The organism is Mycolicibacterium houstonense, from assembly GCF_900078665.2.
In the GTDB taxonomy this organism is placed as follows: Bacteria; Actinomycetota; Actinomycetes; order Mycobacteriales; family Mycobacteriaceae; genus Mycobacterium; species Mycobacterium houstonense.
Genome location: NZ_LT546207.1, coordinates 432232 through 444001, shown reverse-complemented (window position 1 = coordinate 444001; position 11770 = coordinate 432232). Strand labels below are relative to the sequence as shown.

Below are 11770 nucleotides of genomic sequence, written 5' to 3'. Positions count from 1 at the left end.
GGTGCCCGCCGAGAACCTCATCACCCCCGAAGTGGTGCGCCGGTTGTGCTGGGACTGGCATCCGGTGAGCGACGTCGCCACCGCGGTCTCGGAGTTCCTGGTCGAGGCCAACGTCCGGCCCTGGCAGCGCGAGCTCACGGTGCCGGTGCTGACCAAGGCCCTCAGCACCGACTGAACCGGCGACGGCTCATCTGCCGACCCGGTCGATGTGGGCCAGGAAATGCGACAGCACGGCCTGCGGATCCTCGATCTGGGGCCAGTGGGCGATGTCGTCGGCCAGCATCACGACATCGGGATTCGGGATGACTTCGAGATAACGCTGGGCCATGTGGCGTCCGGAGTTGGGGTCCGATGGCCCGTCGATGAGCCGCATCGGCACCGCGGTCTCCCGCATGGCCCGCACCCACCGATTGCGGTGGGCGTAGCGATCGTTGACGAACCGGCCGACCTTGTGCAGCACCCGCTTACCGTCGTTGTACTCCAGGATCTGGTGGAACTTGGCCATCAGCTGCGGCGACGGTTTGGTGTTCACCCCGAACATCTCGTTGATGGTCGGCTCCACGATGCGGCGCGACAGGCGGCTGCCCTGCAGCGGACTCATGATGTCGCCCAACGGAGTTCGCGACATCGCCTTCTGTATCAGCCGCGGGGTGTAGGACTCGTTGAACAGTCCGCCGTTGAGCCAGGTGATCGATTCGATGTCCAGCGCACCGTAGGACCGCCCGCCGGACTCGTGCCGGGCCAGTAACTCCTGGCCGACCGAATCGCCCAGATCATGCGCCAGGATGTGGGCGCTGCGGACCCCGAGGTGATCCAGCAGCGCCTCGTGCATGTCGGCGTGGTCGTGCACCGTGTACTCGTAGGCGACCGGCTTGTCGGAGAAACCCATGCCGATCATGTCCGGTGCGATGACCGTGAACCGCTCGGTCAACGTCGGCCAGATCAGCGACCAGTCCCAGGAATTGAACGGATAGCCGTGGATGAGAAGGAGATTCGGCCCGCTGCCCTCCACCCGGTAGAAGATGTCGAAGCCCAGGTAGTCGAAGAACCGCCCGGCGTCCTTCCAGCTCTGCAGTTCGGCATCCATGACCGCAACCTAATCGAGGCTGTTGGCTCAATCGACCCGGTGGCCGACTTCCTCGCCCACCGGCGTACCGATCGCGGCGATCCACCCGGTGATCTGGCGGGCGATGTGCTGATCGGTCAGCCCGATCTCGGCAAGCACCTCGCCACGGGACGCGTGTTCCTGGAACACCTGCGGAACACCGAGATCCCGGCAGGGCACGTCGATCTCGGCGTGGCGCAGCGCCGCGGACACCGACGAGCCGATGCCGCCGTGCACACCGTTGTCCTCGACGGTGACCACCAGCTTGTGACCGCGGGCCAGTTCACCGAGCGCCTCAGGCACCGGCAGCACCCAACGCGGATCCACCACCGTGACACCGATGCCCTGGTTGCGCAGCCGCTCGGCCACTGCCAGTGCCATCGACGCGAACGACCCGACGGCGACCAGCAGCACATCGTCGGTCAGCCCGGCGGCCGGAACCGCGAGCACGTCGACACCCTCACGGCGCTCCACCGCCGGAATATCTTCGCCCACATCGCCTTTGGGGAAGCGAATGGCGGTCGGGCCGTCGTTCACGGCCAAGGCCTCGCCGAGTTCCTCGCGCAGCCGCGCGCCGTCGCGGGGGGCCGCCACCCGGATACCCGGGATGATGCCGAGGATCGACAGGTCCCATACGCCGTTGTGGCTGGCGCCGTCGGGTCCGGTGACACCGGCCCGGTCCAGCACCATGGTGACGGGCAGCTTGTGCAGCGCCACATCCATCAACAGCTGGTCGAAGGCGCGGTTGAGGAACGTCGAGTAGATCGCCACCACGGGGTGCAGACCCCCCATGGCCAGGCCGGCGGCCGAGGTCATCGCGTGCTGCTCGGCGATGCCCACGTCGAAGAACCGGTCGGGGAACCGGTCCCGGAACGCGCTCAGCCCGGTGGGGCCGGGCATGGCGGCGGTGATCGCGACAATGTCGCGCCGCTTGGCGCCGATCTGGACCAGCTCGTCGGAGAACACCGAGGTCCAGCCGGGAGCCGAGGCCTTGGTCGGCAGCCCCGTCTCGGGGTCGATGACGCCGCAGGCGTGCATCTGATCGGCCTCGTCGTTCTCGGCGTGCGCGTAACCCATGCCCTTGCGGGTCACCACATGCACGATCACCGGGGCCTTGAAGCCGCGGGCGTGGCGCAGGGCGTTCTCCACCGCGTGCTCGTCGTGCCCGTCGATCGGGCCGACGTACTTGATCCCCAGGTCGGTGAACATCACCTGCGGGGCGATCGCGTCCTTGATACCGGCCTTGATGCTGTGCATGCACTGGTAGCAGAACTCGCCGACGACCGGCAGGCCGCGCACGGCCTTACGCCCCTCTTCGAGGATCCGCTCGTAACCGGGTTGCAGGCGCAGGCCCGCGAGGTGGTCGGCGAACCCGCCGATGGTGGGCGCATAGCTGCGGCCGTTGTCGTTGACGACGATCACCACCGGGCGTCCGCCGGTGGCGATGTTGTTCAACGCCTCCCAGCACATGCCTCCGGTCAGCGCACCGTCACCGACCACGGCGACCACATGCCGATTGCGGTGCCCGGTCAGTTCGAAGGCCTTGGCCAGACCGTCGGCATACGACAGCGCGGTGCTGGCATGGCTGGACTCCACCCAGTCGTGCTCGCTCTCACTGCGCGACGGGTACCCCGACAGACCGTCCTTGCACCGCAGGGTGTCGAAGTCCGGTGCGCGGCCGGTCAGCATCTTGTGCACGTAGGCCTGATGGCCGGTGTCGAAGATGATCGGATCGTGTGGCGAATCGAACACACGGTGCAGCGCCAGGGTGAGTTCGACAACACCCAGATTGGGGCCAAGATGTCCGCCGGTTGCAGCGACCTTGTGGATCAGAAATTGCCGGATCTCGGCCGCCAGATCACTCAGTTGTGACTGCGACAGGTGCTGCAGATCAGCGGGACCGCGGACCTGTTCAAGCATTCCGTCAGTGTACGCACGCTTACTGAACTCAGTCCTGTCGAGGCTGATAGACATCGGGCACACCGTCGTCGTCTGCGTCGATGGTCTCCAGCCGGTGGATGCGGCGATATGTGGCGTTGCGCGACACCAGAACCACCGACGCGAGCAGCCCCGCCACCACCGATCCGGTGACCACGGCGATCTTCACGTCGTCGTCGGCGACGGTGCCGTTCCCGAAGGCGAGTTCACCGATCAGCAGCGAGACGGTGAAGCCGATCCCGGCCAGCAACGCCACGCCCAGGACGTCGCGCCAGGCGAGATCCTCGTCGAGGGTGGCGTGGGTGAAGCGGGCAAGCAGGTACGTCGTCCCCAGCACCCCGATCGGCTTGCCGAGCACCAGGCCGGCGATGACGCCGAGCGTCACGGGATGAGACAACGCGTCGGCGAAGCCCGACCACCCGCCCACGGTCACGCCCGCGGCGAAGAACGCGAAGACCGGCACCGCGAACCCCGCCGACAGCGGCCGCACGAGGTGTTCGAAGTGCTGGGCCGACGCGTGGCGACCGAGCACCGGCACGGTGAATCCGAGCACCACTCCGGCCACCGTGGCGTGTACCCCGCTGGCGTGCACGAGCGCCCAGGCCAGGACGGCCGGCGGCATCAGGATCCACCACTGCCGCATCCCCCGCTGCACCGCGACCGCGTACAACGCGATCGGGATCAGGGCGGCGGCCAGCGGTCCGAGCGACACGTGGTCGGTGAAGAAGACGGCGATGACGGTGATCGCCAGCAGGTCGTCGACAACGGCCAGGGTGAGCAGGAAGATCCGCAGCGCCGTCGGCAGGTGCGTGGACACCACGGCCAACACGGCCAACGCGAAGGCGATGTCGGTGGCGATGGGCACCGCCCAGCCGTCGAGGTTCTCGGGATGACCCGAGTACAGGTTGATCCCGACGAAGATCGCCGCGGGCACCACCATGCCGCCCACCGCCGCGGCGATGGGAAGCGCGGCGCGGGCCGGATCACGAAGATCGCCGGCAACGAATTCTCGTTTGAGTTCCACGCCGACAACGAAGAAGAAGATCGCCAGCAGTCCGTCGGCCGCCCAGGCCGACAGACTCAGGTCGAGGTGCAGCGACTGCGGGCCGACGGTGAACTCCGAGAGCCGGTGATAGGCGGCCGACCATGGCGAGTTGGCCCACACCAGCGCGGCGCCCGCCGCCGCCAGCAGCAGGGCACCGCCGACGGTTTCGGTGCGCAACAGCTCTGAGACCCGCTGCCACTCCGGCCACGATCCGCGGGCCAGCAGACGTCGACTGCCGGCGTCTCGGCGGTTGCTCATACTCGGGGCTCCTGGATCGGCGTGCGACAAATGAACGCCGACCAGACTTCCCGGCACACCTGTGGTTCACGCTAACAGGCCGGGCAGCCCGAGCAAATGTCGGCGAAGTCCGTGGCAGCGGCTCAAACCGCCGACAAAAACCCGACCATCGTGATTACGTAGGGTGTAGGCGAAGTCGATTACTCCGGGGTGCTGGTTGAGTCCATTCGATCACTACTATGCGCGCACCGCACTGCTGGCGGCGCAGGGCAAGCGCACCCAGATGCAACGCACCGTGGGTTTCACCGTGGTCGGGTTGAGTCTCATCCCGCTGCTGACGCTGGCCAGTCCGGCGGGACCACAGGGGGTGCTCCGGTGGGTGGCGGTGGGCGTCAGCATCGGCGGGCTGACCCTGGCGCAGTGGTGGTGGCGGCGGCAGTGGCCCAGCCGCACCCAATCCTGGTTCGTGGTGTGCATCGGCACGGCCTGCATCTCGGCAACCTGCATCCTGCTGTTGAATCCGACCGTCGGACTTCTGGGTTCGAGCGCGTTGAGCCTGGTCACGGCGTACACGGCGTTTCTGCACAGTCGCCGCGTGTTGCACCTGACGTGGGTGGCCTCCGGCGCGGTGGTGGCATTTCTGGCCGTGCGGGTAGCCATGACCGACATCTGGCTCGGGGTGGCCGGGGCGCTGGTGGCGCTTCTGGTGATCGTGAGCACGTCGGCGCTGTGCCGGATCGCCGTCGAGCTGATCGAGCCCGACCGGGTCCAGCACCCGGGTGAGATCGACCCCCTGACCGGGCTGCTCAACCGCGAGGGGTTCGACATGCACACCGCGACGATGCTGGGGTCGCACAGCCGGCATGACGACCAATATCTGGTCGTCGTCGCGGTCGGGATTGATGACATGGAACTGCTCAGCGACATGGACGGCAGCCACAGCACGCTGCACGCCCGCGTCGCCGTCGCGCAGGCCATCCGGGAGACCGTGCGTCACAAGGTCCCGCTGGCCCACGTGACCGACAGCGAATTCCTGATCGCCGACGTGTTCAAGACCAACGACCCCTCGCCGCTGGTCAACCGGATCCGCATGGCCATCACCACCACACCCATGCGGCTGACCGCCAGCATCGGCACGGCCTGCAGCCAATTACGTCCGCTGACCGAGTTGCCAACCGAGCAGATCGTCGACGCTCTGGTGGCGCTGGCCGACACCGCGATGAACCAATCGAGGGCCGAAGGCGGCAACCGCGCCACCTACGCCCACTTCCCCACCCCGACGATGGGTCCCGACACCCAGGAGTGAGCGGTTCCGGCCGGGCTCGTCAGCGGGTCAGCACCGCGATGCACTCCACATGGTGGGTGAGCGGGAACGAATCGAACACGCGCAGTTCCTCGACGGTGTAGCCGTGCCGCAGATACAGCCCGACATCGCGGGCGAACGATGCGGCCTCACAACCGATGTGGATGATCCTTCGCACCTCGGTGGCGGCCAGCGCGTCGATCACGTCGCGTCCCGCGCCGGTGCGGGGCGGGTCGAGCACAGCGATGTCGGGACGTCCCGACTCGGCAGCCAGGGCGCGACGCACCGAATCGGTGACCACGGAGACCCACGGCAGATCGGCCAGCGCGGCGCGGGCCGCCCGGGCCGCCGACCGGGACGTGTCCACGGTCAGCACNGTAGAGGGCGGCGGCGTCCCGGTGGGCCTGCCAGAACGCCGTCGCCGGCAGCATCCACTCGCGCCCACCGATGCGCTGGACCGCCTCGTACTCGCCTTCCACGACGCGCGTCGCGCTCTTGCGGGCGCCCTTGCGCGGGTCCTTGGGTCCTGACTGCACCACGTGACGACGACCGTCGGAGTCCAGCACGGCGTGCACGTGCGCACCGGGGGTCCAGCGCGCGTCGGCCAGTCCGTCGGTCAACTCGGGCGGCAGCTGCCCACAGCGCAGATCGGTGACGAGCTCGGCGCTGTGGTAGCGGTGGAAACCGACGCGCCCGTCGGTGGTGGTGTCCAACCGCACCCGGGTCCGCCAGCCGTGAACCGCACCGGAACCGACGGCCTCGGCCTCCGCCGTCTGCTCGTCGCGCCAGGTGAAGCCGCCCAGCCGGGACAGCTGATTGGCCACCACCGAACCCTTCAGCCGGCGTGCCGCCCCCGGGTCGGCGAAGGCCAGATCGCAACATCCCGCGCCGTCCACCCCCGCGATCGGGCACATCGAAGGGACTCGGTCACCGGATGGTTCCACGACCTCGACGACCTCGGCGTGCCAGTACGAGCCGCGTTGGTCGAACACGTTGACCCGCACCGTTTCGCCGGGCAGTGCGTACCGGACGAACACCACGCGGCCATCGTGCCGGGCCACACAGCTGCCGCCGTTGGCCGCCGGGCCCGTGGTCAGTGTCAGCTCGGTCACTCCAAGAATCCCCTGCGCGCATCGCCGGGGGTGGCACGGGGCTGCAGTGCCTTCAACCGCTCCGACGAATTCAGTTGCCACGGAACCGATGTCACCATCACGTTCGGCATGAACAGCAGCCGGCCCTTGAGCCGCAGGGCGCTCTGGTTGTGCAGCACCTGCTCCCACCAGTGCCCGACGACGTATTCGGGGATGAACACCGTCACCACTGTCCGCGGCGATTCCTTGGTCACCCGCTTGACGTAATCCAGTACCGGACGGGTGATTTCGCGGTAGGGCGAGGCGATCACCTTCAACGGCACGCTGATGTCGCTGTCCTCCCACTGATGCACCAGGGCGCGGGTCTCGGCGTCGTCCACGCTCACCGTGATGGCCTCCAGCACGTCCGGCCGGGTGGCTCGCGCATAGGCCAGCGCCCGCTTGGTGGGCAGGTGCAGTTTCGACACCAGCACCACCGCGTGGTTGCGGCTGGGCAGCACGATGTCGCCGCCCTCGCTCTCGTCCTGCGCCTCGAGTTCACGGGCCACGGTGTCGTAGTGCTTGTGGATGAGCTTCATGATCACGAACAGGGCGCCCATCGCCAGGATCGCGATCCAGGCCCCGGCGACGAACTTGGTCACCACCACGATCACCAGCACCGTGCCGGTGGCCGTCAGGCCGATGGCGTTGATGATCCGGGACCGCATCATGTGCCGCCGCACCGCCGGGTCGGTCTCGGTGCGCAACAGCCGCGTCCAGTGCCGCACCATGCCGATCTGGCTGAGTGTGAACGACACGAACACACCGACGATGTAGAGCTGGATCAGCGCGGTGGTCTCGGCCCGGAACGCCACCACGAACGCGACCGCGGCGAAGGCCAGGAACAGGATGCCGTTGGAGAACGCCAGCCGGTCACCGCGGGTGTGCAACTGCCGCGGCAGGAACCGGTCCTGGGCCAGGATCGACCCGAGCACCGGGAACCCGTTGAACGCGGTGTTGGCGGCCAGCACCAGGATCAGGGCGGTGACGAGGGCGATGAGGAACAGGCCGGGCCCGAAGTTGTGGAACACCGCCTCGGCCAGCTGGGCGATCAGCGTCTTCTGGTGGTAGTCGGCGGGCGCACCCACCAGCTGTTCGTGCGGCCGTTCGGCCATCTGCACCCCGGTGGCCTGGGCCAGCAGGATGATGCCCATGAACAGTGTCACCGCGATGACGCCGAGCAGCAACAGCGTGGTGGCCGCGTTGCGCGACTTGGGTTTACGGAATGCCGGGACGCCGTTGCTGATCGCTTCGACACCGGTCAGTGCCGCCGACCCCGACGAGAACGCCCGGGCCACCAGGAAGATCAGCGCGAAGCCCAGCACGTCCCCGTGCTCGGAATGCATCTCGAAACCGGCGGATTCGGCCCGCAAGGGCTCGTCGAGCACGTAGATCTGGAACAGGCCCCAGGCCAGCATGACGAAGATGCCGACCATGAACGCGTAGGTGGGGATCGCGAACGCGGTGCCCGATTCCCGGATTCCGCGCAGGTTCAGCGACGCCAACACCAGAATCGCGATGACTGCGAACAGCACCTTGTGTTGGGCCACGAACGGAACCGCCGAGCCGATGTTCGACATGGCCGAGGACATCGACACCGCGACCGTCAGGACGTAATCCACCATCAGCGCACTGGCCACGGTCAGCCCCGCGGTCGGTCCGAGGTTGGTGGTCACCACCTCGTAGTCGCCGCCGCCGGACGGGTAGGCGTGCACGTTCTGCCGGTAGCTGGCGATCACGATAAGCATGACCCCGGCGACCGCCAAACCGATCCACGGCGCCATCGAATAGGCGGTCAGCCCGGCAACCGAGAGCACCAGGAAGATCTCCTCCGGTGCGTATGCCGTCGACGACAGCGCATCGGAGGCGAACACCGGCAGGGCGATTCGCTTGGGCAACAGGGTGTGCGAGAGCTTGTCGCTGCGAAACGGTCGCCCGAGGACCAGACGGCGTGCTGCCGTCGAAAGCTTGGACACGAGAGCCAAGACTAAGCCCGAACACGAAAAGTAGTCACAAAGCTGTAGCGTTCCGAGTGCACGGATAGAGCAACAGCGCATTTCTGCCACCGGAAAGGACCGTCGGGTGCGTGTAGTCGTCATGGGGTGCGGGCGGGTCGGCGCGTCCCTCGCAGACAGCCTGGCCCGGATCGGCCACGAGGTCGCGGTCATCGATCGCGACAGTGCCGCCTTCCACCGTCTGTCGCCGGATTTCGCCGGTGAACGCGTGCTCGGGATGGGCTTCGACCGCGATGTGCTGCTGCGGGCCGGGATCGAGGAGGCCGGGGCCTTCGCCGCGGTGTCCTCCGGTGACAACTCCAACATCATCTCGGCTCGGGTGGCGCGTGAGACGTTCGGCGTCGAGCGCGTGGTGGCGCGGATCTACGACGCCAAGCGCGCCGCGGTCTACGAGCGCCTGGGCATCCCGACCGTGGCCACGGTGCCGTGGACCACCGATCGCCTGCTCAACGTCCTGACCAGGGAGACCGAGACCACGAAGTGGCGGGATCCGTCGGGCAACGTGGGCGTGGCCGAGCTTCCGCTGCACGAGGATTGGGCCGGGCACCTGGTCACCGAGCTGGAGGCGGCCACCGGCGGCCGGGTGGCTTTCATCATCCGGCTGGGCAGCGGCTACCTGCCCGAACCGAAGACCGTGATCCAGGCCGGCGACCAGGTGTATGCCGCGGCGGTCTCGGGGCACATCGCCGAGGCCCTGGCCATCGCGGCCCTGCCGCCGAGTGAGGACCTCGGATCTGCATGATCGGCGCCGTGAACGCTTCCAACGTCGAGTCCGTGGTTACCGAAGTGGTTTTTGAACAGGAGTGGCGCCGATGAAAGTTGCCATCGCCGGAGCCGGGGCGGTGGGCCGCTCCATCGCCCGCGAGTTGCTGGAGAGCAACCACGACGTGACCCTGCTGGAGCGCAATCCCGGTCACATCGACGTCGACGCCATCCCGGCCGCGCACTGGCGGCTCGGGGATGCCTGTGAGCTCAGCGTGATGGAGTCGGTCAAGCTCGAGGAATTCGACGTGGTGATCGCGGCGACCGGGGACGACAAGGTCAATGTCGTGGTCAGCTTGCTGGCCAAGACGGAGTTCGCGGTACCGCGGGTGGTGGCACGGGTGAACGACCCCCGCAATGAGTGGCTGTTCGACGAGAACTGGGGAGTCGACGTCGCGGTGTCGACGCCGCGCATGCTGGCCTCGCTGGTCGAGGAGGCGGTCGCGGTCGGGGATCTGGTGCGGCTGATGGAGTTCCGTAAGGGGCAGGCCAATCTGGTCGAGATCACGTTGCCCGACGACACCCCGTGGGGTGGCAGGCCGGTCAAGCGCCTCGAATTGCCCCGTGACACCGCGCTGGTGACGATCCTGCGTGGGGCAAGGGTGATCGTGCCCGAGTCCGACGAGCCGCTGGAGGGTGGCGACGAGTTGCTGTTCGTCGCCGTCACCGAGTCCGAGGACAGCCTGCGCGAGCTGCTGCTGCACCCGACGCCGCGCTAGCGGGTCGCTAGTCCGGGCTCTGACCGGCTTCCTGGGCGTGCACGGCGCGCTGGGCGGCCCGGATCGCCAGATACGTCACGAGAGCAGCGAGGGCGGTCAGCGGCCACCCCATGGCGATGCGCGCGAAACCCAACCATCCGGTCTGGTCCGAGTCGTAGAGGTACTCCTGCACCAGGAACCGCGACGCGAAGACGACGGCCCAGGTGAGGGTGGCGATGTCGAATGCCAGCACGGCCTTACGGACGTGACGCCAGGCGCGGTCGTGCGTGTTGACCCAGCCCCAGACGTAGCCCACGACCGGTCGCCGAATGATCACCGACACCCCGAACACCACGGCCCACAGCAGCGACGTCCAGATACCGAGCAGGAAATAACCCTTCGACTCCCCCACGAGGTAGGCGATGAGGGCACTGACGCCGACGGCGAAGAAGCCCGACACGGCGGGCTGAACGGATTCGCGGCGGATGAGCCGCCAGATGAGGATCAGGGTCGCCACGCCGAGCGCGGCGGCGATCGCGGGCATGAGCCCGAACGCGGTGGACACCGGGACGAACACCACGACGGGCAGCGACGAATAGATGAGGCCGCTGACGCCGCCCATCTGGTCGAGCACCGCCCGCCCGCCGGTATGGGCCGGGGTCGGCGGCGGATCACTCTCGGCGGGTGGAGACGGGTCGCCTGTGTTCTTTTCGGCCTGACTCACTTCTGAATTTCGTAGCGCGGGTTGTAGATCGCCTTCGTGCCGTTCTCCAGCTTGCCGACCCGGCCGTGCACTCGCAGCGTGCAACCCGATTCGATACCCGGGATGCGGCGCTGCCCCAGCCAGACCAACAACACGGTGTCGGTGCCGTCGAACAGTTCGGCTTTGATGCCGCCGGAACACCCCTTGCCGTTACATTCGACGCTGCGGAGGGTGCCGACCATCGTCACTTCCTGGCCGCGCTGGGCGTTGATCGCCTTCAGCGCGCCGGTATTGGCGGCTTCGTCGCTGAGCTCTTCAACATCGAGTTGTTCGGGGTCTTCCGTCAGGCGTCGCGTTAGCCGGCGCAGATACCCTTCGGCCGTAGCCATGGCCTCTCCTGACCTTCTGCGGATCCACTGTGAATCCGCCCAACCAACGCCACCGTAGACCTCTTGTTCAGGGAATGCCACGTGGGGTGCGGGTCGGCACGCCGGTGATTTGACGGGGCAGGCACGATCATGTGATGAGCGTCATCCTGCGTGGTGTCCCAACCGTTCTGCTGCCCGGCACCGGGTCCGACGACAACTACGTCTACCGGGCGTTTTCCGGTGCTCTGCACGCTGCCGACGCGTTGGTGGTGACCCCACCACCGATTCCGGACCGGCTGATCGAGGGCTATCTGCACGCACTCGACGAGGCGGCCCGCTCGGGCCCCATCGCGGTCGGCGGGGTGTCCATCGGCGCGGTGGTCGCGGCCCGGTGGGCACTGGACCATCCCGGCCGGGCGGTTGCCGTGCTGGCTGCGCTGCCGCCGTGGACCGGTTCTTCCCAGCA

Annotated in this window: 9 protein-coding genes and 3 pseudogenes; 5 read left to right on the top strand and 7 right to left on the bottom strand. The window is 67.6% G+C overall.

Annotation, left to right across the window (positions count from 1 at the left end; translation table 11 throughout):
* Nucleotides 1-175 (top strand): annotated as a pseudogene (locus BN4332_RS02305) (ribonuclease D); the annotation flags it as partial.
* Between the two features lie 12 nt (nt 176-187).
* Here BN4332_RS02305 and BN4332_RS02300 read toward each other — a convergent pair.
* The 3 genes from BN4332_RS02300 to nhaA are packed head-to-tail and all read right to left on the bottom strand — an operon-like array spanning nt 188 to nt 4346.
* A complete protein-coding gene (locus BN4332_RS02300; protein WP_066896986.1) occupies nt 188-1087 on the bottom strand; it encodes an alpha/beta fold hydrolase in 900 nt (299 codons plus the stop codon).
* A 27-nt stretch (nt 1088-1114) separates the two neighbouring features.
* Nucleotides 1115-3025, bottom strand: a complete 1911-nt coding sequence (gene dxs, locus BN4332_RS02295) for a 1-deoxy-D-xylulose-5-phosphate synthase (protein WP_066896984.1) — start codon at nt 3023-3025, stop codon at nt 1115-1117.
* A 28-nt stretch (nt 3026-3053) separates the two neighbouring features.
* Nucleotides 3054-4346, bottom strand: a complete 1293-nt coding sequence (gene nhaA, locus BN4332_RS02290; RefSeq protein WP_066896982.1) for a Na+/H+ antiporter NhaA — start codon at nt 4344-4346, stop codon at nt 3054-3056.
* 196 nt (nt 4347-4542) lie between these two features.
* Here nhaA and BN4332_RS02285 point away from each other — a divergent pair, with 196 nt between their 5' ends.
* Nucleotides 4543-5631: a GGDEF domain-containing protein gene (locus BN4332_RS02285; protein ID WP_066896980.1), complete on the top strand. Its 1089-nt coding sequence runs from the start codon at nt 4543-4545 to the stop codon at nt 5629-5631.
* Nucleotides 5632-5650: 19 nt separating this feature from the next.
* Here the strand turns inward: BN4332_RS02285 and BN4332_RS02280 are convergent.
* Together BN4332_RS02280 and BN4332_RS02275 are read right to left on the bottom strand one after the other, a co-directional pair.
* Nucleotides 5651-6740: pseudogene (locus BN4332_RS02280) on the bottom strand (class I SAM-dependent RNA methyltransferase).
* Nucleotides 6737-8743 (bottom strand): APC family permease, encoded by a 2007-nt coding sequence (locus BN4332_RS02275; protein WP_200820243.1) that lies wholly within the window; start codon nt 8741-8743, stop codon nt 6737-6739. Before BN4332_RS02275 ends, BN4332_RS02280 begins: the two are co-directional and overlap by 4 nt.
* 97 nt (nt 8744-8840) lie before the next feature.
* On the opposite strand from BN4332_RS02275, the gene BN4332_RS02270 reads away from it, so the two are divergent.
* A complete protein-coding gene (locus BN4332_RS02270) occupies nt 8841-9515 on the top strand; it encodes a potassium channel family protein (protein WP_096866814.1) in 675 nt (224 codons plus the stop codon).
* A gap of 70 nt (nt 9516-9585) precedes the next feature.
* Complete coding sequence (locus BN4332_RS02265; RefSeq protein WP_066896974.1) at nt 9586-10254, top strand: potassium channel family protein; 669 nt, start codon at nt 9586-9588, stop codon at nt 10252-10254.
* Between the two features lie 7 nt (nt 10255-10261).
* Here BN4332_RS02265 and BN4332_RS02260 read toward each other — a convergent pair whose 3' ends face one another.
* Together BN4332_RS02260 and BN4332_RS02255 are read right to left on the bottom strand one after the other, a co-directional pair.
* Nucleotides 10262-10855, bottom strand: a complete 594-nt coding sequence (locus BN4332_RS02260) for a DUF3159 domain-containing protein (RefSeq protein WP_066896988.1) — start codon at nt 10853-10855, stop codon at nt 10262-10264.
* Between the two features lie 98 nt (nt 10856-10953).
* Nucleotides 10954-11325 (bottom strand): OB-fold nucleic acid binding domain-containing protein, encoded by a 372-nt coding sequence (locus BN4332_RS02255; protein WP_066896972.1) that lies wholly within the window; start codon nt 11323-11325, stop codon nt 10954-10956.
* 134 nt (nt 11326-11459) lie between these two features.
* Here BN4332_RS02255 and BN4332_RS02250 point away from each other — a divergent pair.
* Nucleotides 11460-11770 (top strand): annotated as a pseudogene (locus tag BN4332_RS02250) (alpha/beta hydrolase); the annotation flags it as partial.

Coding starts and splice junctions, on each gene's coding strand:
- BN4332_RS02300 (WP_066896986.1), bottom strand. CDS start 1,087: ATGGATGCCGAACTGCAGAGCTGGAAGGACGCCGGGCGGTTCTTCGAC.
- dxs (WP_066896984.1), bottom strand. CDS start 3,025: ATGCTTGAACAGGTCCGCGGTCCCGCTGATCTGCAGCACCTGTCGCAG.
- nhaA (WP_066896982.1), bottom strand. CDS start 4,346: ATGAGCAACCGCCGAGACGCCGGCAGTCGACGTCTGCTGGCCCGCGGA.
- BN4332_RS02265 (WP_066896974.1), top strand. CDS start 9,586: ATGAAAGTTGCCATCGCCGGAGCCGGGGCGGTGGGCCGCTCCATCGCC.
- BN4332_RS02260 (WP_066896988.1), bottom strand. CDS start 10,855: ATGGGCGGCGTCAGCGGCCTCATCTATTCGTCGCTGCCCGTCGTGGTG.
- BN4332_RS02255 (WP_066896972.1), bottom strand. CDS start 11,325: ATGGCTACGGCCGAAGGGTATCTGCGCCGGCTAACGCGACGCCTGACG.